The following is a 24,085-nucleotide window of genomic DNA, read 5'->3' on the forward strand; positions in this document are numbered from 1 at the left end:
TCAGTAGAAGAAATTCACTCCTTTTGTCCCGGAATCCCGCCAATGACAGATGATGGCAGTGCATGTCAGGCACAGTATATACCGTAATATTGTTCCAATTATGTATGCACAGTATCCAAAAAAAAGAGAGACAGAGATTAGCGCCGAAGCACAATTGCAGCGCCTAAAAGACCAACAATCATACTAAGAGGAAGCGCTACTGTCGGGAATTCAGGTACAGGTGTAGGTGGACATTTAATTACATCAAGCCAGGCCTGATCTACCAGTACACAACCTTCACCCCAAATCCCATACCTGTACGTGATAACAGCTTCTTCGGTATCAACCGGCAAATCCTCTCCCAATACATCTGAACCAGCCGTAAAGGTTACAACAAAAGTTTCATCCTTGGTAAGGAATTTATTTTTGTTTCCAACATACTGACCAATGTTTAGCCAAGTCATCGTCGTCGTGCCATCACCATTTTCTACCACTGAGTCGGGGGTAATCGAAAAGTCTGCTTCCCCCACGATGTACGACTCTGTTACTTCTACAAGATTCACATAATACGGTGCTAAAATGCCACACCCGGATCCGGTCACTTCAATGGTCACAGTCGTTGTATCGGGCATACACCCACTTTCATTCAGATAGATCTCCTCAGGACAGACACTTTTCTCTGAGCTTATCATTTCATATGCACTGACCGCAGACACGGTAAAGCACAGCAAAAGAACCACGATTAAAATACCACGTTTTTTTAGCATTAATTACCTCCAACACACACACAAAGGACTGGGGATGCGATGTCTGCATACCGACAATCCCTGTGAGTTACAGATACAAAAGAGAGATAAAAATGATATGCGAGGTAGTACTACACAGCACTTCCAAAACACTGAGATAAAAGACAAATACCTGTCGATTTCCCAGATCTCGTTTCAGACTCAGGCATGGCACCTGAAATCGCAGAGAACAGTCCCAGAATAAATTATCGGCAGATATTATGGGAGTATCATATCATCACTGAACCAATTCCTGTTCTGCTCTCCAGGGACTCCGGCACACCGCTGGAAGGTCTCCCGAAGCATCACACAGACACGTCCTGCTGAAAGAATGGATGCGGCCCGGATCGTGGCATCTTCTGTGCAATCCAGGCGGTCTTGAGGCCGGCATGCAGACCGCGGAGACGCACTCCTCCCTTCCCACACCTGTCCGCAGGAGAACAGATGAAGTAAAACCTGTGCTGCAGGCAGGTCCTGGCCTGATATAAGGAAATATCTGCGAAAGGAGATACGCTTCTGTTCCTGACACCTGTCAATAATATGTGATATCGGTGTCCGTCAGGCACCGCAGCGCAGTATTGCTCCTATCGGATCTGAATACAGAGTGAACAAAGAGAAAAAGAAAAAAATTAGCGCCGAAGCACGAGTGCAACGGCGAAAAGGCTGACAACCATACCAATCGGAAGCGCCATAGCCGGGAATTCAGGTACAGGTGTCTGCACCGGCCATGTTGGTGGGGGCGGGGGCTCTGACGATTCTAAATACCCAACTCCGGCAGGGCTTTCATACAGGGATGAATCGTCTGGACTGGCACTTTCCTGTGGAACTATATCCTGTGCACTGACCGCATACACGGAAAAACACAGCAAAAGAACCACGATGAAGATTCCACATTTTTTTAGCATTTTTTACCTCAATCACTCACAAAGGATCAGGCATGCAATGTCTGTATACCTGCAATCCCTGTGACATACCGATACAAAAGAGATAAAAAAATGATATGTGAGGCAGTATCATACAGCATTCCCAAACGGAGAATGGTTCGGGATGTTCCCGGATATCTTCATCAGCATATACTGCCCGGCATACCGAAACTCCGGGATAAAAGACGGATGCCTGCTGATTTCCGGGTGATGAAGACCTTGCCCGCCGGGTCCTCTTCTGCCATAAACCCTGCTGCCGCTGCCCGGTCCAGAATAAAACGGGCGGCCCCTTCTTCGTTTCCCGAACACCGTGGTATTGCCGCAATACGGGTGAATATATCAAGAATCGCTGCCGCATCCGTGCCGCTGTCACCGGCGGCAGATAATATAAACACCACGGCTGTTGCAGAAAGAGATCTCATCATCCCTGATGAGTATTCCTCATCTGTGCGCCCCACGAACAGTGCGGCAGGTAGTGAGAGTGGAAGATAGTCAGACCGTAGACTAATCAACTGTTGTCATGTCAACAGACAAATACTGACACACACAACCTGTACTATGGACGTCCCCCTTCCTCCTGATCTGCCGATAGGAGCTCTGCTCTCGATCATTTACCGAAACCGGAATATAGTTCTCAATGAACATACGGGACGCATGGGTATCTCGGCTGGCATGGTGGGTCCCCTCATCTATCTTACAAAACATCCGGATGCCACCCAGGATGAGATCAGCCGCAGGCTTATGATCGATAAGGCAGCCATTGCCCGGACCATCCACCGGCTGGAAGAGGAAGGCTGTATCACACGCATCCCGGATGAGACAAACCGCCGGAAATTCTGCATCATTATGACGGAAAAAGGGAGACGGGTTGCACAAGAAGTGATCAGAGCAGCAGACACCGTTGACCGTGAAATCACCGGCAGTCTCCCGGAGGAAGCACAGGTATACCTGATGCCCATTCTCCGGTCAATGGCATACACCAGCAGTAGAATGACAGACAGGGAGATCGATTGCAATGGCACACAAAGCAGAGACTGAATCGGGCGTTGCCACCGCTTCGGGCACCACCAAAGGTATCTCGATTCTCACCGGAGACCCGAAACGGGCCATCATCAAACTCTCAGGCCCGATGATTGTTGCAATGCTTCTCATGTCTGTTTACCATATCGTCGATGCGATATGGGTGGCAGGCCTGGGCCCGGACGCACTCGCCGCAATAGGATTTGTCACACCGGTCTTCATGGTGCTGATTGGATTTTCAAACGGCATCGGTGCCGGGGCTACATCAGCGATTGCCCGGCGTATCGGGGCAAAAGACCGGGAGGGGGCAGACAATACCGCCATGCATGCCCTCTACCTGACGGTAGCAGTCTCGATTGTGTTGACGATGTGCTTCCTCATCTTCCTCAAACCCGCCCTGCTCCTCATCGGTGCCGGGGGTACCATCGACCTTGCGCTTGAATATGCCAACATCATCTTCGGAGGCACAATATTCATCCTCTTCACGAATGTGGCCTACGGGATACTCCGTGCAGAAGGGGACATGAAGCGGACGATGTACGCAATGGCCGTCTCATCGGTGATCAACCTGGTTCTTGACCCCATCCTCATCTATGGTCTGGGCATGGGTATGGCAGGGGCCGCCCTTGCGACCGTTATATCTGTTGCATCTGTCTCTGCTGTCCTGCTTTACTGGTTTCTGTGGAAACGCGACACCTATGTCTCCGTTCGCCGGGCATCCTATCATTATCACCCGGCGATCGTCTCTGATATCCTGAAGGTCGGCCTGCCGGCAAGCGGAGAATTCCTGCTGATGGCAGGGGCCGGGATCATCTTAAACGGCCTCTTTGTCGCGGTGGCAGGTACAGACGGGGTTGCCGTCTACACCGGCGGATGGCGGGTGGTGATGTTCGCCATCGTCCCGATGATTGCAATCGGCACAGCCGTTATATCAGTCACAGGTGCACTCTATGGGGCAAAACGTTATGGAGAGCTCAGGACAGTTCACTTCTACTCGGTCGGCCTGGGCACGGTGATAGCAATTGCAATCAGCATCCTCACCTGGGTCTTTGCACCGCAGATTGCGACACTCTTTGCCTACACCCCGGAGAGTGCCCACCTGCTGCCGGAGCTGACCGCATTCCTCCGGACGATGTGCTTCTTTTACCCCTTCGTCCCGATGGGGATTATGTCATCCTCCATCTTCCAGGGCACCGGAAAAGGCACCACCTCCTTTATCCTCTCCCTCTTCAGGAATATCCTCTTTATTGCCTTCTTTGCCACCCTGCTCGCCCTCACCTTCGGACTTGGGGAATCAGGCGCCTGGTGGGGCATTGTTTTGGGTGACATCGTAAGTGGCCTCCTTGCATTCGGATGGGCTGCCCTCTATGTGAGGAAGCTCATAAAAAAGAACGAAAAGAAAACCGGTACCGCCACAGCGCCGGATTTATAAGAGAAGAGAGACCGGAACGCTGCATTCCGGTCTGAACCTTTTTTTAATTTATCACCTCTTCCCTGATATACAGAGGGGTAAACAGGTCTGTTCTTAGCGGGCCCCTCAGCGCCCATTTTCTGTTAGATATTTATCCAGCACCGCGAGGGCAGGCACCATGTCCCGCCGCCCGAATCCAAACCTGATGTGCTGGTCACCGGCACCGAAGACCGTTGACGGAAGCAGAACCACACCGGTTTCCCGGACGAGGGTGTCGCAGAAGGTTTCTGCTCCCTCCTCTCCCATAAACCGGGGGAAACAGACCGGACCTGCCAGTGGTTCCTGCCAGGTGAAGAGGTCGGGGTGACGGGCAAAGAAGGCGGCAAGCAGGGCACGGTTTTCATTGAGAATGTCCCGGTTGCGGGCAATGATTTCATCCCTGTGGCGGAGTGCCAGTGTGGAGAGGAACTCCGACGGAGCACTGGTGCAGATGGTGGTGTAGTCCTTCCACGCGAGCATGCGGCGGATCAGATCAGTGTCCCGTGTCGCAACCCAACCCAGCCGGAGGCCTGCGAGGCCGAAACTCTTTGACATCACACCGACCGAGATGCCCTTATCATACCATGAGGCAACAGACGGGAGGAGGGCAGCGGAGCTGTACTCCCCGAAGCGGTATACCTCATCTGAAAAGAGCCATATGCCCTTCTCCTCTGCAATCCCGATGAGTTCGTCCAGTTCTGCTGCAGAAAAATGGAAGCCGGTCGGGTTGTGCGGCGTGTTTATCACAATGCATCTGGTCTCAGGACGGATGAGCGACCACAGTTCCGCCATATCCGGCCGCCACCCATACTTTTCTTTCATCTGCCAGTAGGAGACATCGGCCCCTATGTGGCGGGCAATTTCATGGAGGGACTGGTATGCCGGGGAGAGGACGATCACATGGTCTCCGGGTGAGAGGAGGGCATGCATCGTGAGAAAAATCGCCTCCTCTGCACCCGCAAAGACGACGCACAGGTCCGGGCCGATATCACCTGAAACAGCTGAGATCTCCTCTCTTAAGGCCGGGTCACCCTGTGACTCGGTATACCCGAACCGCATCGAACAGAAGGCATCGAGTGAACCTTCTTCCAGCGCAAAGAGGTCTCCGGCAGACCAGGTCTCACAGTCAGCGGCAGATAACATGTGTGGTGCTGAAAATTCGTATCTCCCGAAGTAACGTTCAAGGGCAAACGGGGGAATCTGCATGTTTCACCCATGCGTAGTGATGTGATAAATAGGCATGGACGGATGAAAGATACTGGATGCGAAAAAGGATGGGGTGATCTCTTTTCATTCTTCGTCCGCCTTCGAGAGTGCGGTAAGTTTCCCGGTGTATGATCGAAGAATGTCACTTGTCGTCAGAAATCCAACACACCTTCCGTCAGCATCAGTTACCGGGAAGTGATGAACGCTGTTCTCTGCCATCTGCCGAAGCACCACATCCAGTGTCTGATCCGGTGACGTCGTCATTACATCCTTTGTCATACACTCACCCACCGGACGATCCGTTTCTCCCAGGTGGTAATTCGGAAGATCGCCAACGGTCACAATACCCACAAGGACACCTGCACGGGTCACCGGATAACCGGTGTGCCTTGTCTGGTTCATCAGGTTCACCACCTCTTCAGTGGACGCTTCCGGCGAGAGTGTGATCACCTGCTTACCCGGAACCATCGCTTCTCCCACAGTGATCATCTGGGCAATGTCCATGTGGTATTCACCACGGTGGGCGTTGGAATCAAGCTTTGTTTTTGCCTGTGCCCGGAATATCGTGTCTTTGGATGTTACGATGTAGGAGATGGCAACTGCCACCATCGCCGGAGGGAGCAGGGAATAATTATGAGTCATCTCAATAACCATGATCAGCACGGAAATCGGTGCGTTCGCCACCCCGCCAAAGAGGGCGATCATACCCACCACCGCGAAGGCAGGAACCGCCGTGATGCCCACAAGCGAGGGAAAACATAGATGAAGAATCATACCAACCGCGGCACCTGCTGACCCGCCAATCGTCAGACCCGGTGCAAAGACACCACCGGATCCCCCCGACCCGATGGTAAAGGAGGTCATGAAAATCTTTACAAACGGGATCATGATCAGCACAGACAGCGGGACCATGTTATACATCATCAGCTGAAGGAATCCATAACCCGACCCGATACTTCCAAGAGCCACCATCCGGGTTTCCGGGGCAAGGTACCAGAATATAACGAAGACGACGCCGATAAAGAACGCACCGGTCATGGGTTTGAGTTTTTTCGGAAGTCCGTGACGGGTGAAAAAGTCTGTGAAGAGATCTCTGGTGCCGTAGAACGAATGGCAGTAGAGTTTTCCCAGCAGACCACAGACAACACCCAGCAGCGCGAAAAACGGTATCTGCCAGACGGTCCAGGTTATTGAGACCGTACCAAATACCGGATCGAATCCTTCTAAGATGCCAAAGATAGAATACCCGATCACTGAGGCAATAAACGCAGGAATGATGGCAGCGGACTCGAAATCACGGGTGTATAGAATCTCTGCGGCGAGAATCGCCCCTCCAAGGGGTGCCTTAAATATCGTCCCGATACCCGCACCAATGCCGGTGGCAATCGCAATGCGCCGGTACTTCATGGAAAGGCCGAGTTTATCAGCCACCAGCGATCCAAACCCGGCGGATATCTGCGCTGTCGGCCCCTCACGCCCTGCGCTTCCTCCTGTCGAGATTGTGATGATAGAAGCGACGGCCTTCACAAGAGGTACGCGCCGCCGAATTTCCCCGGTGCCGTGAAAAGCGGTAATCGCGGCATCAGTCCCGTGCCCTTCTGCTTCAGGCGCAAAGGTATAGACCAGGTAGCCTGAAATCAGTGCACCAATGCAGATAATCGGAAGGAACAGGAATCCAACCTCAGGTGGGGCCCATGAGGCAATCTCTATAATGGATGCCCCCTCTGCGGGGAAATCATACCCCCAGAGGTACTTCATTACAAAGAGACCTCCATACTTCAGGCCGCTATAGAAGAGATAGGCACCAAAACCAGAGATTATTCCAACAACAACTCCGATGACCAGAATTTTCTGAAAATCAGAGGTAATATATTTGCCCACCCAGACGACACCTTCTTTTCCTGGATTACTATACGGGAAAAGGATAATTCAATGATTTGGTTTTCTCTAACTTCTGCACCGCCGGACCGGATAGTCTGCTGCCTCCGGTCAACGGGTGGTATGGGATCGTGACTGAGTCGCATTTATTGCACTACGTTCTGTCTTCCAGGATGATTCTCTTTCCGGAAGACGAGAAAGCGCCTTACTTGTGCGGTAACTCATTCCCTGACCCCCTTCAGAGATTTACCTTTCATCCTGGCCGGAATACTTTCCAGGAATATTTGTAATACGAACCTTCACTCCAATATTTCCAATTATGAGCTCAGAAAGGTGCTGATCTTCTGCTTCCTGCAAAGACGACGCAGCGGTCCGGGCCGATATCCCCGGAGAGAGCTGAGACCTCCTCTCTCCCGGTATATCGCCGACATATCCATTAAATAAAACCCCATCCAAATAAAATCAGGTATTTTGTACTATGACCAAAGACGAAAATGCAAAAAATGACACCGGGGTCTCATCCTACACCTGTGTCAATTCATTTTTCTTTCGTTTTTTTAGCTTTATCAGCTTTAGATAGGGCTCCGGACAGAAACTAAAATCCGGCAGCCCTTGTATTTTCGGGTCATCATTCTCAATACCGTGAGGTTTTTACTATGTTTGGTATTTCAGATCCAGGGATATGGGTAGGATACCTGCTGTCATTTCTCCTGACAGCAGTCTGTATAGCGTACGGCATAATAAACTGGAAAAACGGCTCTGACGAGGGTTCTGAAGATGGCAGTTGACACACTGATGTTTGCCGTAATCACCCTTGTCTATCTGGGTGTGGTAATCTTTCTCGGTTACATCGGCTACCGTCAGACAAAAGGGAGCGATGATTACCTGGTCGCCGGAAGAAAAATCAACCCTGTCGTTCTGGCACTCTCATACGGTGCAACATTCATAAGCACGTCTGCAATCGTTGGATTTGGCGGCATATCGGCCCAGCTTGGCATGGGGCTTGTGTGGCTGACCGTACTCTGCATCGGTGTGGGCGTTCTTGTGGCATTCATCCTCTTTGGGAAGAAGACACGAAGCCTCGGTCATAAAACAGGCGCCCTCACCTATCCTGATCTCTTAGGAAAATGTTATCAGTCAGCATTCATCAGAAAAATAACTGCTCTCATCATCATTGTCAGTATGCCGATATACACTGCTGCAATTCTCATCGGTGGTGCACGGTTTATCGAGGCGACACTCTCCATACCCTATGACACCGCACTTCTTGCATTTGCGGCGGTTGTAGCGCTCTATGTTGTACTCGGCGGACTTATCGCGGTGATGTACACCGATGCCCTCCAGGGTGCGATCATGTTTATCGGCATGACAATTCTTCTTGTCCTGACATACACATACCTCGGCGGAGTCGTTGTGGCAAACTCCGCACTCGATACACTTGCACCCCTTGTTCCGGAGAACCTTGCAGCAGCCGGTATGACGGGCTGGGCGTCAATGCCTGAGTTTTTGTCGCCGATATGGCTGACCATGATCACCACCATGGTTCTCGGCGTGGGCATCGGTGTTCTTGCCCAGCCGCAGCTTGCAGTCCGCTTCATGACGGTGAAAGACAGCCGCTCCATTCATCGGGCAGTGCTGATCGGCGGGCCGTTTGTTCTTATGATGACATGTGTTGCATTCACGGTAGGGCCCCTGACAAACGTCTGGTTTATGCAGAAAAACGGAATGCTTGCATTTGATGCCGCCGGAGGAAATGTTGACAGCATCATACCGCTCTACATCAACTCCGCAATGCCGGATCTCTTCATCATCATCTTCATGCTCGCACTCCTGGCAGCGGCGATGTCTACCTTAAGTTCCCTGTTCCACACGATGGGAACGACCATAGGATACGACTTAAATCCCTTGGTTAAGAACAGAAAGCCCTCAATGAAGGCGATTCAGCTTGGAACGCTCGCCATGATTGTGGTAAGCACCGTTGTTGCCTATGCACTTCCCGAAAATATCATTGCACGGGCGACGGTCATATTCATGGGACTCTGTGCAGCGTCCTTTATTCCGGCATTTGCCCATGCATTATATGCAGAAAAACCCTCGGTATCGGCTGCAAAAGTGAGCATTACAGCAGGCGCTCTGTCATGGTTTTTGTGGACTGCATTCGTTCACGTAAAGGAGTCATCTGTTCTCGGCATATCAGATGCCCTTTTTGGGGTGCAGTCCGTTCTTCCGATGCCATGGGGAGTGGTGAACCCGATCGTCATTGCCCTCCCCATATCAGCCGTTGCCCTTCTGGCAGTTCTGGTTATTCAGAAGAGAGCATCCACCACCTCCTGATTTTTTGATTGAAAGATGTCGTTTGGCTGGGATGGATTATTCTCCTCCACTCCCGCCACCCTTATTCCGTATCACCTCCCCCATCCTCTCACGGCAGGGGGACTGGCATGAATCCGGACGAACCCAAAACAACAGAGACACCATCCAACCCGCAGAGGAGGTAAAACGAATAGTAACAAAAAGAATAAAAAAAGGTAAAATGACGGCGGGAATCGCCGCCTATGCCGTGATCTTCTTCAGCACCCACGCCATATTCTTCCCGAGGTCCACCATCGTCTTCCGACCCTCCTGGTCACTGTCCACGTCACCGGGGTTCAGGCCGACGCCCATATTCCAGTAGGATGAACCGACCGTCACCATCCCCGATATGCCGAAGAGATGGTTGATGGAGTCATAGACATGGATAGCGCCTGCACGGCGGACCGCCACCACCGCCGCACCTGCCTTCCGGTTGAGGAGACCTCCGTTTGCGAGAGCGACAAAGCCTGCCCGGTCGATGAGTGCCTTTGTCTCCGGTGTCAGGTCGGCAAAATAGGTCGGACTGCCGATGATGATGCCGTCTGCCGCAAACATCTTCTCCATCCATTCGTTCACCGGGTCGCCTGTGATGACACACCTCTGGTCCAGCATCTCCGCACACTTCATGCAGGCCGTGCAGCCGTGCACACTCCTGCCTCCCACCTGGACGATCTCGGTCTCAATACCCTCATCTTCGAGAGTCTCACAGACCATCCGCAACAGGCGGATGGTATTGCCGCCTCTTCTCGGGCTTCCGTTAAATGCTACAACCTTCATCTGGATCTCCACCTGATACATCTAAAAAGTGGTATTTAATCGTATGGTATCCCCGGCTCATGACAAAGAATCCATTTTCTGAACCATAAACCAGCTGGGGAATCGTTGAATCTCCTGAATTGCGGGGGAAGATACCGGTGATGAAACAGGCGAAAGCGGAGAAGAAACAAAAAAGGGATGGTGAGAGCAGGGGATGTGATATCCGGATTACCACCCGAAGATCGCACTGATGACGGTGTCCATTACCCCGCCGTAGTTTGTCGCAAAGAGGACCATCCCGAGTGAAAGGACAATTAATACGGCAAAGATCACCGGGTTCCATGCGAGGACTTTCTTCCCATCCAGCACACTGATAGGCAGCATATTGAAGAAGGCAATCATACCGTTCACCGAGAGGCCCATCGTACCGATGATAATGACCGGCAGTGTCTGCACGGCAAATCCTGCGACAAGAATCGCAAAGAAGAGCACTCCAAGACAGAGGTTCACCACCGGGCCTGCTGCAGAGATGATGCCGTTCTCTTTTTTACTCATATCACGGCCGGGCTGTCCATAGATGACTGTTGCCCCCGGTGCGGCAAAGACCACACCCACAAGGGCGGCGAGTGCCACACCCATGAGAAGCATCCCGTTGTCCTTCCTGAATGCCGCATAATAGCCAAACTTCATCGCCGTGAATTTGTGTGCCATCTCGTGGAGAATGAAAGCGGCACCCACGGTGATGACCGATATGATGAATATGAATACCAGGTCTGTCCACGTATCCCAGCCCCCGCGGATAAATACGAGGGTGAACGCGAGAGCAAGCGCGAGACACGCAATGCTCAGGTCCTTGCGTTCCTCGCGGTTAATTTTATCGGTGATCATGAATGAGTATATTTTTTCACTCCTCTGTATTCAATACGTCGTTACCTGCCGCATGCCACCTGATCAGAAGAGATCCTTTTTTACGTTCCGGGCAGAAGAGAAGATAGTATGACACTTGAAAGCGTCCGTGATGAGATCTGCCGTATTGACTACGCGTTAATAGACCTCATCGCAGAACGCCAGCACCTCGCGGCAGCGGTAATCGGAGAGAAACACCAGACCGGTGCTCCGGTAAAAGACCGGGAGCAGCACGCCCGTGTGCTGAACCGGGCCTTTGAGTATGCCGTCACCCGCAATATTGACCCGGTGGAAGTGCGGAAAATCTTTGAGATCCTCATTGCGATGAACGAAGAGCGGCAGCGGGAATATTCCGGAGAAGGAAACCTTCCCTGATCTCCACCGGCTTCTCTCCCACTCACTTCTTCTTCATATCAAAATGATAATGTTTGCGCAGGAAATGCCGTATCTTCTCTGATTCCAGGCACCGCTGATCCAGACGGCAGACGATACTGTCAATCTCCTCTACCTGCGCTGCCATGGTATCATAATACGCTGCGTCCCCGTTTCCTGCCAGCCCCAGGATGACCTGCAGGGGATTTCGTATGTGGTCATTGAGAATTGAGAGTTCCTCCATGTTCCGCTCGATCTGTGAGAGGGCCTCTCTCTTCTGCTCTTCAAGACGCCGGGACCGGATGCCGTAGGCGACATCATTGGCAAGCACCTGCAGGGTGGTCAGTTCCTGTTCTGTGACCATCGCAGAGGGCCGGATATAAACCGAGAGCACGCCCTCCACCTGGTCGCCTGCAATCATCGGGAGGACAAAGACATCAATCTCTTCAGCAGTGCCTGCCTCTGCGTCCCCCACCGTCCACGGGGAATAACTCACCATCTTTGATGCAACTGCCTCCTTTGGCGCAGGTGATCTGCTGATAAACGCCGCATTCGTCTCCCGGAATGTTGGTGATGAAATTCCGGAGATGATAATGTCCCCATCATGGCAAAGGGCGAGGGAGACGACATAATACCGGTCAAGGCGGCTGAACTCCGTGCAGGCAGCAGACAACAGATGGGTCGTATCATTCTCATATATGATGAGCTGGATGATCCCGTTTGCAACGGAGATCAGGCGTTCAGACTGGTTCTTTCCGGTCTCATCAGTGATGGAGACTGCCAGCTGGTAACTGTCAGGAATAAACGAGAGCGTAACGCGGGTATCGTGCACCATGCCATCGCCGTCCACCAGGCCAACAGATGGCAACGTGCGGGGAGGCACGGTCCCTGCAAACATCTGGACAGCATTCTCGCGGAACCCGATGCGGTCCTCGCTGACCACCAGATCTGCAAAGCTATATTCCCCGCTGAGAAGCATGCCGAGGGGATAACCCACCAGTTCAGCACCGGTACGGTTGGTATTCACGATGGTGCCGTCAGCGTTCAAAAGGAACATGCCGGTCCCTGTATTCTCAAAGACCGTGCGGTACATCATCTCTGACCGGTTCAGCGCATTTTCCACGCCCCGCTGTTCGGTGAGGTCCGCCACCAGCACCCGCAGCCCGGTGACAATACTTTTCTCTGTCATCCGACGGCAGTAGACCATGGCAGGGAACCGTGTTCCGTCCTGCCGGACCCCGGTAAACTCATTGCTGAGAATGGTATCCTTTACAAGACAGACCTGGAACATTTCCCGCAGTTCAGGATGCTCACCGGATGAGATGAGGGCAAAGATAGTGAGCCCTTCCATCCAGTCCGCCTCATCATAGCCAAAGAATGGGTCTGTGGTCATGTTTCTGAAGATAATACCTCCATTAGCCTCCACTTCAAAGGCCGGCACTGGAAGAAAATCAGCAAAGTCACGGGACCGTCGCTCACTCTCAGTCAGGGCCTTCTGGGCAGTCACCCATGCAGTGATGTCACGCATCGCGAGCACAAACAGTGTCTCACCATGCAGCTCATAAGAGGAGATGGCCACTTCCACAGGAAACCGGGCACCGCCCTTTCCCCGTGCCCGGACCTCAATATGACCGTCAGTGATGCCGACACGTCCCGCCTCCATTGCGGTGGAGAGGTAGGAGAGAGTATCCGGGAAGAGATCCTTTACCCGGTGCGACTGCATCTCTGCGATGGAATACCCGAATATCACACATCCATACTGGTTCACATCCAGTATCTGCCCCGGCATCCCGTCATCGTCACAGGTGCCGATGATAAGGCACTCCCGCGCATTGGAAAAGACTGCCTTCAGGGTCTCCACATGTTTGGTGAGTGCCGTTTCTGCCTCCCGGAGTGCGGTGATATCACGGCCAATCGTAATCGACCCGGAGACGGTGCCGTCTGTCGTGTAGTGGGCATGTACATTCCACTGCACCACATGGTCATGCCCGTCACCGCCGGCAGCCACTGACTCTATCATCCCCGCAGGGTGCTCCGGGCTGAGGGAGGAGAAAAATTCCTCCATTCCCACCGCACCATCCCTGAAGAATGCAGGGATGTATGTCTTTCCGGTGATGGCTGCAGGTGTAATGCCCGCAAGGCTGCAGTAGGCGTCATTCACATACGCAACCGTGCCTGCCCCGGTCATCCAGAGCAGAGGATCACTCACACTGCCGACCAGGCGGGAGAAACGCCGTTCCTCGTCGTGCAGCTGTACAGAGAGGTACGAGACGAGCAGACTGACCGCGACAAAGAGTGCCACTCTCCCGGCAACCATGAAGATGATCAGGAAAGGGCTGCCAAATCCTACCACAATAAGCAGATAGCAGAGGCCGACACCTACTGCAAAGAGAGGAACTTTCCGGTGAAACCAGTAGGCCTCCAGGATGATCGGGATATAGAAGAGATGGGCCAGCAGAATCGTGACCCCGGCGGAGATACCTGCCGTCACCACCACAAATGAGAGGAACGTCAGGCAGGCAATAACAGTACATCTCATTGCCCTTTGAGAATCCTGGCCGTTTCCCGCCATACTCATATGACATTTTCAGCCATACTGAAATAAATAGGTGCCGAAGCGGTATTTCCGCTTCAGGGCAGGTGAATCATCGTTCCAACACCATTATCGGTGAATAGTTCCAGGAGCAGATTGTGTTCACGGTTGCCGTTGATGATATGTGCCGACCGGACACCGTGGTTCAGCGCATACAGGCATGAATCCAGTTTCGGGATCATCCCGCCCACGATGGTCCCGTCGGTGATGAGTGATTCTGCCTCCTGTACCGTGAGACGCTGGTAGGTGCGGGTTCGGTTCGCATTCATCACGCCATCTATATCTGAGAGGTTTATGAGTTTGTCAGCATTCAGGGCGACCGCTATCTCCCCTGCGGCGGTGTCGGCATTGACATTGAGGGAATGTCCCTTCCGGTCGATTGCGACCGGAGCGACTACAGGGATGTAGTGGTTTTCCAGCAGGACTTCAAGAATACGGGGATTGACCTCATCGATATCACCGACAAGCCCGAGGTCGACCTCATGTGAGGTTTCATCAACCATCACCGTCTTTGTCCCTGTCTTGCGGGCAATGAGCAGTTTGCCGTCATTACCGGAGATACCTACCCCAAGGGCACCGAACTTCGCGATGTCAGAGACGATATTGTCGTTTATCTTGCCCACAAGCACCATCTGGGCAATCTCCATCGTCTCGGTGTCTGTTATACGCAGACCTGCCACAAACTTCGGTTTCTTGCCCATTGCCTCCATCTTCTCGGTGATCTCCGGCCCGCCGCCGTGGACGAGGACGACGTTTATTCCCACATACCGCAGCAGTACGACGTCCTGGATGACGGTATCGAGGATCGTATGGTCCACCATTGCATGCCCGCCAAGTTTGATCACGATGGTCTTCCCGTGGAACTTCTGGATGTAGGGCATCGCCTCCATCAGCACATCTTCGCGTTTCATGTCGTATACTTCCCGTTTATCTCCACATACCGTTCCGTGAGGTCACAGCCCCAGGCAGTTGCCGCAGCACTGCCGGCATCGAGTAACACTTCAAAAATAACCTCCGCCCCATCCATCAGGGACGCCGCTTCTGCGAGTGCCTCCGGGTGCATCAGACTATCCGCACATATTTTGCCCTTCTCTGCCAAAACCACCCGCCGGGTGCCGTCTGTCACCGCAATGGTCGCCGTAACAGGATTAAAGTCCACACCGGCACGGCCGGCGGCAGCGATGATCCGGCCCCAGTTCGGGTCTTTGCCATAGACCGCGGTCTTCACCAGGGGGGAACTCACTACCGTCCGGGCGATAGCGGCTGCGTCCTCCTCTGTTTGAGCGCCGGTCACCCTGACCTCGATCAGCTTGGTCGCCCCCTCACCGTCTGCAGCAATCTGGCGTGCGAGAGAGATGCAGACCTCTTCCAGTGCCTCCTGGAAGACCACCATATCCGGCGCCTCGCGACGGCCTGTCGCCGTGCAGAAGACGCAGTCATTGGTTGAGGTGTCGCCGTCGACGACCACCCGGTTAAAACTCCGGCTGGTCGCCGTCTGCAGGGCCTCCTGCAGGTCCGGTGCCGGTATCGTGGCATCGGTGTAGATGAAGGCAAGCATCGTGCCCATATTCGGGGCGATCATGCCGCTTCCCTTGGTGATGCCCGCCACCACAAAGCCGTCGCGCACCGCCGCCGCATGCTTCTCAACAAGATCGGTCGTCATGATGGCCCGTGCGGCATCAGTCTCTGCCGAGGCATCACTGCGGAGCATGCCGCCTGCCTCTGCAATCTGACGGGCGACGGTCTCCATCTTCATATACCGGCCGATGACACCCGTTGATGCGACACCGATTCGTTCCGGGACAGTCCCGAGCACGGCCGCTGCATCCTCAGCCATCCGGCAGGCATCGGCGTAGCCCTGCTCACCGGTAAAGACATTGGCATTCCCCGCATTGACGACGATGCCGTCCAGGGTGCCTGCCGCGATGCGTTCACGCATCAGGCGGACCGGCTCTGCCGAGACCAGGTTTTTGGTGAAGACGGCAGCGGCAGTGCCGGATGCGGCAATGAGAGCAATTCCGTATTTGCCCTCACGCACACCGGCCGCCCGGACACCTTCAACAAGACAGATGCTCTGCATTACTCCTCCAACTCGCCGTAGCGTGACCCCAGACCGCGTACCAGGTCTGCCCGGGTCACAATACCCACCAGATTGTCACCTTCAACGACCAGCAGGCGGGCAATGCCCTCTTTCATCATGATATGGGCTGCTTCCTCGATATCCACATCCGGTGAGGTGCAGATTAGATCGTCTGACATCACCTCTGATATGGGCATACTGCCGACGTCGGAGAGTGCCTCTTTCGTCTTCTCCCAGTTCATCAGTTCACGAATGGGGATCTCTATCACCTCAAAGGGTGACGGCAGCCAGAGGTCATCACTGATCTCCGGCATCGTGAGGAGGGAGAGGATATCCGTCTCAGTCACAATACCGACCGGTTTTCCGTCTTCTGTGACCGGAATACCTCCAATACGGTTCTTCTTCATCAGGAGGGATACCTTGCTCACCGGGGTATCCGGGGTGACCGATATCGGCCGGGGAGTCATTACATCTTGTACTTTCATCGTTTGTTCACCGCTGTTTATCAGGGCTGAAGGGGAACGACCATCAGGCCGTCGGGTTCAGCACACCCGCACATCAGATTCATATTCTGGATTGCCTGCCCGGAGGCACCTTTTACCAGGTTGTCGATTGCAGAGACGGCGACCACACGTTTGCCGCCGTCTTCCACTTCAACTGCCACATCGCAGAAGTTGCTGCCCCGGACACCGGCAAGGGACGGTGCCTGGAGGCGCACAAAGTACTCACGGCCATAGCACTCCTCATAGAGTGCATCCACCTCTTCCTGGGTAATGGGTTCGTCGAGCAGGATGTGGGCGGTCGTGAGGATGCCGCGGTTCACCGGCAAAAGATGCGGGGTGAAGTGCACAGAGGCAGACGAGCCCAAAAATGCCATCTCCTGGCACATCTCTGCCACATGCCGGTGGGCAGTCAGCTTATACGCGGTAAAGTTGTCGCCGACACTGGTATACATATTGGTGACAGAAGGGGAGACACCGGCACCGGTGACGCCGGACTTGGAGTCATATATGATGGTGTGTGCCCATTTCGCAAGCGGTGCTGCGGCGAGTGTCGCACCGGTCGGGAAACATCCGGGATTTGCCACAAAGAGGGCTCCCGGTATATCATTTCTGTGCAGTTCCGGCAGGCCGTAAGGCACGATATGGTAATCCGTGTGCTCAACTCCGTATACCTTCTCATAGATCTCCTTTGGGAGCCGGTAGTCTGCCGATAGGTCGATGGTCCGAATACCCCGCTCCATCAGGGAACCGGCATACTGCATCGCGGCAGTGTGCGGCACTGCAAGAAAAGCAACATCCACATCGATATCACCCACATCAGGGTTCATATATTCCAGGTCAGTAAATCCCCTGAGGTGCGGATGGGTCGCAGCAACTGCTGTTCCCGCAAGTTTCCGGGAGGTTGCACAGACCACGTCCCCTTCGGAATGACCTGCAAGGAGGCGGATGAGCTCACCGCCGGTAAAACCGGAGGCTCCGATGATCGCAATTTCCATAAAAAAGATATCGTTCTATACAGGAATTAATTCTTTCCTGAAACCAGGTCAAATAGCTCTTCAGCAGTCTCCTCAATGTGTGCCCGGTCCTCCAGCTGCATCAGCAGTTCATAGCCAAATCCGGCGGTCCCATCTGCTGCACCAAGCCATGACCCGCAGATAAAACCGATGGTATCAGTGTTGCCGCCGACATGGGTGGCAACCGGTAAAAACGTCTCATCCTGTCCAAAACGGGCAATCAGGAAGAGAGAAAGCGGATATGTATGGTAGACAGCGACATCATTGCCCACAGAAATGAGTGCAGTCTCCAGAGAGAGACCTTCCTTCTCCAGCGCAAGAGCATTTCTGATGGACCCGGCAAGCCGGACATCATACTCTCCTGCAATCTCCTCTGCCACGCGGAAGGGGTCGGGATGCCGGTGCAGCACCGCACGCAGAAAGAGGGCATAGGAGATGGTGGCACCATAGGCGGCCGGGTGGGTATGGGTGACCTCGCAGGCGGCCTGCAGGCGCTCGCGCATATCGTCGCCGTCCCGGCAGGCGAGGGCAAACGGCACCGCAAGGGCCATGCACCCGGCGGTGGTCGAGGCACGACCAGAGTCAGGCAGGCCTGCAGTGATGCGGGCGCACGCCGTTGAAACCGTACCGTCCGGGAACCGCAGCCGCCTCCTCGCGTGCATGGCAGCAAGCCTGCTGCCGTATTCCTTTGGGGTAAACGCCCCTTCACCTAACAGTTCGGCCGCGCACAGCATCATCTGGGTGTCATCAGTGAACTGGCCCGGCCTGAGGCCCTCGTTTGGGTGGCGGCGCAGCGGTTTTCCGTAGCTCTCCCCCAGACGCGAGAGGGAGGGGGGCAGCGTCTCCTGCGGCATCCCCAGTGCATCACCGATGGCAGCACCCAGCATGCATCCCCTGTACCTGCTGAGCATATGTTGTAGTATAGCGGTGCCGAAGGGAAAAAAGCTCTGCATAAGGGGGTGGACAGGAGGAGGGTGGCTCTTAGCACCCGCCCTGCTGGTTGATGACGACCAGGCGTTCCTCGGTCATCTCCCGTATGGCAGACCGCGGCCCTTCCCGTCCAAAACCGGAGCGCCGGGTGCCGCCATAGGGCATATGGTCCATCCGGAATGTCGGGATGTCATTTACCATGAGCCCTCCCACCGGGATACCACGGGAGGCCTCACGGATGCGGGTGAGGTCGTTTGTAAAGATACCGGCCTGCAGACCCGTACGGGGTGTCTGCCGCCATTGCAACTGCTTCTGCCCATGTCTCATACGGAGTGAGGGTGAGGCCGGGTGCGAAGAGTTCGCACGCGTTCACCGCCATCGCCGGTTCGGTATTTTCAAGAACCGTAGGCTGCAGCACCGCACCCTCGCGTTTTCCGCCGGTGCAGCAGACTGCCCCTGCCTCCACCGCCTCCTGTATCTTCTTCTCTGCTGCGATCGCTGCAGATTCACTGATCATCGGGCCCACATCGGTCTCGGGTGCCGCCGGGTCACCGGTGACGAGACTTGCCGCACGTTCACAGATTAAGAGCCGCATCTCATCGTAGACCGCGAGGTGGACAAGGACACGCTGGACCGATATGCAGGCCTGCCCGCTGTAGGAGAAGGCACCACGCACGATCCGGGCGGCCGCGTAGGCGAGGTCGGCATCCTCATGCACGATGACTGCCGCATTTCCACCCAGCTCAAGCCCGACCCGCGGTGTCCGCGCCGCCGCCTGCAGGTGCCAGCCCACCTCCGGGCTGCCGGTGAACGAGACCATCGCCACCCGTGAGTCACTGACCATCGCCTCTGCGGTCTCCGGCAGACAGGGCAGAACCGAGACAGCCTCGGGAGGCACACCTGCGGCCAGGGCCGCTTCCCCGAGTAAGAGGGCAGAGAACGGTGTCTTTGAGGCCGGTTTCAGGATACAGGCATTGCCCGCGGCAAGGGCCGGGCCGAGTTTGTGGCAGGCAAGGTTGAGTGGGAAGTTGAAGGGGGTGATCCCGAGGATAATCCCCAGCGGCACACGGTATAGATAACCGGTCCGTCCCCCCCCGCCTTCGGTCCAGTCCAGAGGCAGGATCTCACCGCCGATGCGGCGGGCCTCTTCTGCGGAGATACGGAGGGTGTCAGCCGAGCGTATCACCTCCCCAACGGCCGCCTGCCGGGGTTTGCCTGCTTCAGATATGATGAGTTCTGCTGCCTCATCCGCATGCTCCTCCAGATAGTCCGCCATCGCCATAAGGCACTCGGAACGTCGATACGCGGGGAGATCGCGCATCTGCATAAAACCGGCCTCTGCTGCAACAAGGGCATCATTGCAGTCTTCCCTTCCTGCTAAACAGACTGACCCCACGCTACCGCCGTTATAGGGGTCGGTGACGTCCAGGACGGCCGGGCTGGTGCGCCACTCGCCGCCCACAAGAAATGGTTCCAGATCCTGCATGGAAGATACTATGCCATGCCCATATATAAACCGTCAGCTGCCGGGGACACCACACATCCCCGACAGATACCTGCCCCAGCAGCAAAAACCACCTCAAGGCAGACTTGGATACCCTTAAGTGGGTACTGTCCTAATGAACATTGATGTTTGCAACCCGGGTATTTGAGACGGATTTCAGGACGGCACTGGAAGAGGAGCTTGACCGGCGGGGTATGAGCATAAAGGAACTGGCAGGGCTGGTGGGTATCTCCCCTGCGACCCTCTATAAGATCACCTCCGGCGACAGGGATCCCCGGTTCTCACTGGTGAAGGCAATCGCTGATGTCTTTGACCCGAAAGAGAAGGACTTTGTCGCAGTCATCGCTGCAAAGTTTCTCCTGGATGAACTCCAGTCAGTGAAGTATACAATAAACGATACGACCTACCGCATCCACGGCTATAGCGCCAATACGATGGAAGAGGTGATCATCGCTGCCGTGCGTGCCGAAAAGGACGGCGCCATCGGCATCATCTGTGCCCCGATTCTCACCACACTGGTGGAGCGTATCGTCGATATACCGGTGGCCATCATCAGACCCAGCCCGGACGCCTACCGTGCAGCCTTTGAATCCCTGATCCGCCGCCGGGAGTAAGATGAGAAATCTGTTTTTTATGCCATCATGGTGAGCGTGCCGTCAACGTAAGCTGCCACCCGGCAGGCCTGGCCGGGCTGCATGACATAGTAAAAAAATGGAAATGCAATTCGGGTAAATCCTGATTATTCCCTGAACCGTCTGCCCGCCGCAGTGAGACCTGCCGAAAGAAGCAGGCCCGCTATCGCCGGAAGAAGAGGGAGGGGTGACCGGGTCGAAACCGGTGTATCTTCCAGTGTCGGAGTGAGTGCGGCCGCGGGAGTGTTTGTCGCGTTTACTACGGTTCCTACCGGTAGTTTCGTCTCACCCGGTGCGGTGGCGGCAGTCTCCCGGGTAAATCCACTGACACGGGCACCGTCGGTCACCGCAATGAGCCTTCCGCCGCTGTCCATTGCAACGGCGACCGAGGCGTCCACACCCGTAATCTGACCGTTCATGGTGCCATCCCGCTCAATGAACCGGATACCCTGACGGTCTGCCACAGCAGCACAGGCACCGTCCGCAGTGACAGAGACGCCGCCTGCATGCGGAGCAGATCCTGACCAGAGAAGGCCACCCGCCCGTGAAATAAGGGATACCGCACCATCTGCAGAGACTGCAGCGATGGTCCGGGCATTGTCTGCCACAGCCACCGAGGGCACCGGCTGGCGGGAGAGAGCATAGGTCCAGCGTTCATCCCCGCTACCGGAGAAGAGCACCACATTCCCGGTAGATGTCCCGCCTGCAATGTAGGTCCCATCCGGGCTGACGGCAACGGATACCAGGTCATCACCCGTTTCAGTGCTCCAGACAAGTTCCCCTGCAGACGTATAGAAACGCAGGGTTTCGTCATCAGCCGCGGCGGCAATCCGGCTGCCGTCTGCTGTCACTGCGACGTCATTCACAAAATTTCTGGACCGTATAGTGGCAAGTACGGTGGTATTTTTGTGCAGCACACGAATTCCGTCACCGCCTGCCGCAAGAATGCTCCCGTCATCGGAGAGGGAAACAGAGCGGTAGCTTCCTTCCGGGCTGCGCCAGCACTCAGCGCCCTCTGACGTGAAAAGAATAATACCGGCATCCCCGGCGAGGGCAGTGTATGTTCCGTCACCGGAGACCGCCACATCCATGATGCGGAAGCCCGGCTGATCAGACCCTGCGGGCACCCACTCGTCTGCCGCAACAGGGGAAGAAAGGAGAAGAAGAGAGAAAAAAATGGCTGCAATAATAACAGCCGGATATCGTCCGATCACTCACCCTGCCTCCTGAAACAGAACCCTGCAACGGCTAAGGCCGCCAGCGCACCGATGAACGGGGCAGGGGTCTGTGTTGCAACCGGCATGGGGACATTCCCTTCCGGGAAGCACTCGGGGTGGATATCACGCGCCACCACCTCAAGGGCCTCCACAATTCTCGGGCCGCCCCGGTCGATGATGTCAGAGTCCACCAGATAGACCCGGTCCTCTTTGACGGCGCTCAGACCCTGGAACCGTGGTTCTTCCGTAATATACCGGTAGAGGATATCATAATTGCCCCCACCCATGCCGGAGCCGGAGTTCGCAATGATGACATCCGGGTCAGTGACGATGAACTCCTCCATACTCACTATTTCCCAGCCTTTCACCGAGGAGAAGGCGTTGGAGGCGCCTGCCATCTCAAACATCTCGTCTTGGAACGAACCACTGCCGCTGACCCAGATCGGATCATTCCAGACCATGTGGACGACAGACGGGGTGGTGTTGGCGCATGCAACCGCTTCTTCCACAGCATCAATCCGTGCCTGCATATCATTCACCACGGCTGTGGCTTCGGCATCCGTCCAGGTCGCCTCACCGATGAGGCGGATATTGTTCATGACATCCCCGATGGAGGCGGGGTTGAGGGCAATGACCGTGATGCCCAGGCTTTCCAGATGGTCAATGACTTCTGCGGTGTTGCCGTATGCCGCCACCACAATGTCGGGTTTCGCCTGCAGGACCTTCTCGATATTCACCGAACTGTAGCCGCCGACCTTCTCAACGGCGAGGGCCTCTTCAGGATAGTTACAGTAGTCAGTCACACCGACCACTTTGTCCCCGAGACCCAGTGCATAGAGAATCTCGGTATTGGCCGGTGCCAGTGAGACAATCCGCTGAGGTTCGGCGGGGATGTATACCTCATTCCCGAAGTCATCGGTGATGGTCCGTCCGCCTGCTGCCGGGGCGGTGGCAGACGTCTCTTTGGCAGAGACTGCCGGTGTCTGTGCGGGCGCCGGTGTTGCCGCTGGTGTTGGGGGCGGGACCGGCACTGCACCCTTATCCGGAATGACAGGATACGGTTTGCCGGTTAACGCCGGGATGGCGGTTGCAGTCATCTTACAGGGGACATCGGTGAGAACAGATGTCCACCGGAAATACCCCTCATCTGCCTGGAATGCGAGCAGATGGGAGACCGGGGTGTTGCCGGTAGCAGTCGTCCAGGTGAGAGGGTCCTCGCCTGCCGCGACAAGTGCCTGTATAACCCATGAGTCAGATGCGGAGTTGGTCGCACTTGACCCGCCGTAGTTAAACCCGCCGTCTGCCTGCTGCATGGATTTCAGGAAGGCGACCGCATCGCGGATGACAGGGGAATCCTGTGGCGTTCCGCCTGCAATGAGAGCTTCAACTGAAGATGAAGTGTCATCACAATCACTCTCTGCCCCTACTGCCCAGCCAAAGCCGCCGTCTTCATTCTGCTGGGAGCAGAGCCATGAAACCCCTTTGGATACATCCTCACCTGCCGCAGAAAGGGCGATGATGGCCCAGCTTGTCGTGTAGATATGTTCTCCGTAGCGGCCGTCTTCCCGCTGTTTCTTCTGCAGGAATGCGACAAAGTCATACCCCTCAAAATTCCGGGGATCTTCGCCTGCCGCGACAAGTGTGGTTACCAGTTTCGCAGTCTCCGACGTGCCGTCGATTGCCACGGTCTCATCTGCCACTGTGTGGAGATACTCACCTGCCGAGGCACCGCCACGAGACCACTGGTTTGGGTCGCCGCCTGCTGCCACAATCGCAAGGATGGCCCAGGTGGAAAGGGCCGGGGACGACTCTTCCCCGTCTTCTGCAAACCCGCCGTCTGTCTGCTGGCAGGAGGCGAGGTAGGCAAGCGCACTGTCGACTTCATCATTGTCTGCTGTGAGCGGATATGCCCCTGCCGTGACCGTAAGGCACGGAATGATGAGAAGTATTAAAAAAAAAAGAAGTTTTTCTGTATTCATTTTTCAA

The 24,085-nt window shown here is 55.0% G+C and carries 24 protein-coding genes; 7 read left to right on the forward strand and 17 right to left on the reverse strand.

All coding sequences use genetic code 11. The features are described from left to right. Positions 1-137: 137 nt before the first annotated feature. Positions 138-746, reverse strand: coding sequence for a hypothetical protein (locus MKMG_RS01520; RefSeq protein WP_165074746.1), 609 nt, complete (start codon positions 744-746; stop codon positions 138-140). Between the two features lie 186 nt (positions 747-932). Here MKMG_RS01520 and MKMG_RS01525 point away from each other — a divergent pair, with 186 nt between their 5' ends. After that, complete coding sequence (locus tag MKMG_RS01525; RefSeq protein ID WP_165074748.1) at positions 933-1,091, forward strand: hypothetical protein; 159 nt, start codon at positions 933-935, stop codon at positions 1,089-1,091. A gap of 302 nt (positions 1,092-1,393) precedes the next feature. Here the strand turns inward: MKMG_RS01525 and MKMG_RS01530 are convergent, their stop codons facing one another. Both MKMG_RS01530 and MKMG_RS01535 read right to left on the reverse strand, forming a co-directional pair. Next, complete coding sequence (locus tag MKMG_RS01530; protein ID WP_165074750.1) at positions 1,394-1,669, reverse strand: hypothetical protein; 276 nt, start codon at positions 1,667-1,669, stop codon at positions 1,394-1,396. 161 nt (positions 1,670-1,830) lie between these two features. Further along, positions 1,831-2,112 (reverse strand): hypothetical protein, encoded by a 282-nt coding sequence (locus MKMG_RS01535; protein WP_165074752.1) that lies wholly within the window; start codon positions 2,110-2,112, stop codon positions 1,831-1,833. Between the two features lie 133 nt (positions 2,113-2,245). Between MKMG_RS01535 and MKMG_RS01540 the strand changes: the two genes are divergently transcribed. Together MKMG_RS01540 and MKMG_RS01545 are read left to right on the forward strand one after the other, a co-directional pair. Next, the gene (locus tag MKMG_RS01540) at positions 2,246-2,725 is read left to right on the forward strand and encodes a MarR family winged helix-turn-helix transcriptional regulator (RefSeq protein ID WP_165074754.1); all 480 of its coding nucleotides are present in this window, start codon (positions 2,246-2,248) and stop codon (positions 2,723-2,725) included. Beyond that, positions 2,703-4,139 (forward strand): MATE family efflux transporter, encoded by a 1,437-nt coding sequence (locus MKMG_RS01545; protein WP_165074756.1) that lies wholly within the window; start codon positions 2,703-2,705, stop codon positions 4,137-4,139. The genes MKMG_RS01540 and MKMG_RS01545 overlap by 23 nt, the downstream gene beginning before the upstream one ends. 105 nt (positions 4,140-4,244) lie before the next feature. Here the strand turns inward: MKMG_RS01545 and MKMG_RS01550 are convergent, their stop codons facing one another. After that, positions 4,245-5,363 carry an aminotransferase class I/II-fold pyridoxal phosphate-dependent enzyme gene (locus MKMG_RS01550; RefSeq protein ID WP_165074758.1) on the reverse strand — a complete coding sequence of 373 codons (1,119 nt, stop codon included), beginning with the start codon at positions 5,361-5,363 and terminating at the stop codon, positions 4,245-4,247. Between the two features lie 84 nt (positions 5,364-5,447). After that, on the reverse strand, positions 5,448-7,244 hold the full coding sequence (locus MKMG_RS01555; RefSeq protein ID WP_165074760.1) for a chloride channel protein: 1,797 nt from the start codon (positions 7,242-7,244) through the stop codon (positions 5,448-5,450). Between the two features lie 653 nt (positions 7,245-7,897). Here MKMG_RS01555 and MKMG_RS11725 point away from each other — a divergent pair. Both MKMG_RS11725 and MKMG_RS01560 read left to right on the forward strand, forming a co-directional pair. Continuing rightward, a complete protein-coding gene (locus MKMG_RS11725) occupies positions 7,898-8,029 on the forward strand; it encodes a symporter small accessory protein (protein ID WP_371415186.1) in 132 nt (43 codons plus the stop codon). Then, on the forward strand, positions 8,019-9,575 hold the full coding sequence (locus MKMG_RS01560) for a sodium:solute symporter (protein WP_165074762.1): 1,557 nt from the start codon (positions 8,019-8,021) through the stop codon (positions 9,573-9,575). Before MKMG_RS11725 ends, MKMG_RS01560 begins: the two co-directional genes overlap by 11 nt. A gap of 219 nt (positions 9,576-9,794) precedes the next feature. On the opposite strand, the gene MKMG_RS01565 is transcribed toward MKMG_RS01560, so the two are convergent. Both MKMG_RS01565 and MKMG_RS01570 read right to left on the reverse strand, forming a co-directional pair. Continuing rightward, positions 9,795-10,370, reverse strand: coding sequence for a flavodoxin family protein (locus MKMG_RS01565; protein ID WP_165074764.1), 576 nt, complete (start codon positions 10,368-10,370; stop codon positions 9,795-9,797). A 207-nt stretch (positions 10,371-10,577) separates the two neighbouring features. After that, positions 10,578-11,237 carry a peptidase M50 gene (locus MKMG_RS01570; protein WP_254059039.1) on the reverse strand — a complete coding sequence of 220 codons (660 nt, stop codon included), beginning with the start codon at positions 11,235-11,237 and terminating at the stop codon, positions 10,578-10,580. A 108-nt stretch (positions 11,238-11,345) separates the two neighbouring features. Between MKMG_RS01570 and MKMG_RS01575 the strand changes: the two genes are divergently transcribed. Beyond that, on the forward strand, positions 11,346-11,630 hold the full coding sequence (locus MKMG_RS01575) for a chorismate mutase (RefSeq protein ID WP_165074766.1): 285 nt from the start codon (positions 11,346-11,348) through the stop codon (positions 11,628-11,630). Between the two features lie 22 nt (positions 11,631-11,652). On the opposite strand, the gene MKMG_RS01580 is transcribed toward MKMG_RS01575, so the two are convergent. The 8 genes from MKMG_RS01580 to MKMG_RS01610 all read right to left on the reverse strand — a co-directional run bounded on the left by MKMG_RS01580 (position 11,653) and on the right by MKMG_RS01610 (position 20,232). Then, entirely contained in the window at positions 11,653-14,166 is a 2,514-nt protein-coding gene (locus MKMG_RS01580; RefSeq protein WP_165074768.1) for a PAS domain S-box protein, read from the reverse strand. 92 nt (positions 14,167-14,258) lie between these two features. Further along, positions 14,259-15,131, reverse strand: a complete 873-nt coding sequence (argB, locus tag MKMG_RS01585) for an acetylglutamate kinase (protein WP_165074770.1) — start codon at positions 15,129-15,131, stop codon at positions 14,259-14,261. After that, complete coding sequence (gene argJ, locus MKMG_RS01590; RefSeq protein ID WP_165074772.1) at positions 15,128-16,300, reverse strand: bifunctional ornithine acetyltransferase/N-acetylglutamate synthase; 1,173 nt, start codon at positions 16,298-16,300, stop codon at positions 15,128-15,130. Before argJ ends, argB begins: the two co-directional genes overlap by 4 nt. Then, the gene (locus tag MKMG_RS01595) at positions 16,300-16,785 is read right to left on the reverse strand and encodes a CBS domain-containing protein (protein ID WP_165074774.1); all 486 of its coding nucleotides are present in this window, start codon (positions 16,783-16,785) and stop codon (positions 16,300-16,302) included. The genes argJ and MKMG_RS01595 overlap by 1 nt, the downstream gene beginning before the upstream one ends. A gap of 20 nt (positions 16,786-16,805) precedes the next feature. Next, positions 16,806-17,798: an N-acetyl-gamma-glutamyl-phosphate reductase gene (gene argC / locus MKMG_RS01600; RefSeq protein ID WP_165074776.1), complete on the reverse strand. Its 993-nt coding sequence runs from the start codon at positions 17,796-17,798 to the stop codon at positions 16,806-16,808. Between the two features lie 26 nt (positions 17,799-17,824). Next, complete coding sequence (locus MKMG_RS01605) at positions 17,825-18,727, reverse strand: ADP-ribosylglycohydrolase family protein (protein ID WP_165074778.1); 903 nt, start codon at positions 18,725-18,727, stop codon at positions 17,825-17,827. 70 nt (positions 18,728-18,797) lie between these two features. Next, complete coding sequence (locus MKMG_RS11485; RefSeq protein WP_254059040.1) at positions 18,798-19,073, reverse strand: aldehyde dehydrogenase family protein; 276 nt, start codon at positions 19,071-19,073, stop codon at positions 18,798-18,800. Then, a complete protein-coding gene (locus MKMG_RS01610; protein WP_254059041.1) occupies positions 18,979-20,232 on the reverse strand; it encodes an aldehyde dehydrogenase family protein in 1,254 nt (417 codons plus the stop codon). The genes MKMG_RS11485 and MKMG_RS01610 overlap by 95 nt, the downstream gene beginning before the upstream one ends. 143 nt (positions 20,233-20,375) lie before the next feature. Between MKMG_RS01610 and MKMG_RS01615 the strand changes: the two genes are divergently transcribed. Further along, complete coding sequence (locus MKMG_RS01615; protein WP_165074780.1) at positions 20,376-20,864, forward strand: helix-turn-helix domain-containing protein; 489 nt, start codon at positions 20,376-20,378, stop codon at positions 20,862-20,864. Between the two features lie 125 nt (positions 20,865-20,989). Here MKMG_RS01615 and MKMG_RS01620 read toward each other — a convergent pair whose 3' ends face one another. Both MKMG_RS01620 and MKMG_RS01625 read right to left on the reverse strand, forming a co-directional pair. Next, positions 20,990-22,096: a WD40 repeat domain-containing protein gene (locus MKMG_RS01620; protein ID WP_165074782.1), complete on the reverse strand. Its 1,107-nt coding sequence runs from the start codon at positions 22,094-22,096 to the stop codon at positions 20,990-20,992. Beyond that, a complete protein-coding gene (locus MKMG_RS01625; protein ID WP_165074784.1) occupies positions 22,093-24,078 on the reverse strand; it encodes a helical backbone metal receptor in 1,986 nt (661 codons plus the stop codon). Before MKMG_RS01625 ends, MKMG_RS01620 begins: the two co-directional genes overlap by 4 nt. Between the last annotated feature and the right edge of the window lie 7 nt (positions 24,079-24,085).

This window comes from Methanogenium sp. MK-MG, from assembly GCF_009914725.1.
Lineage (GTDB): Archaea > Halobacteriota > Methanomicrobia > Methanomicrobiales > Methanomicrobiaceae > Methanogenium.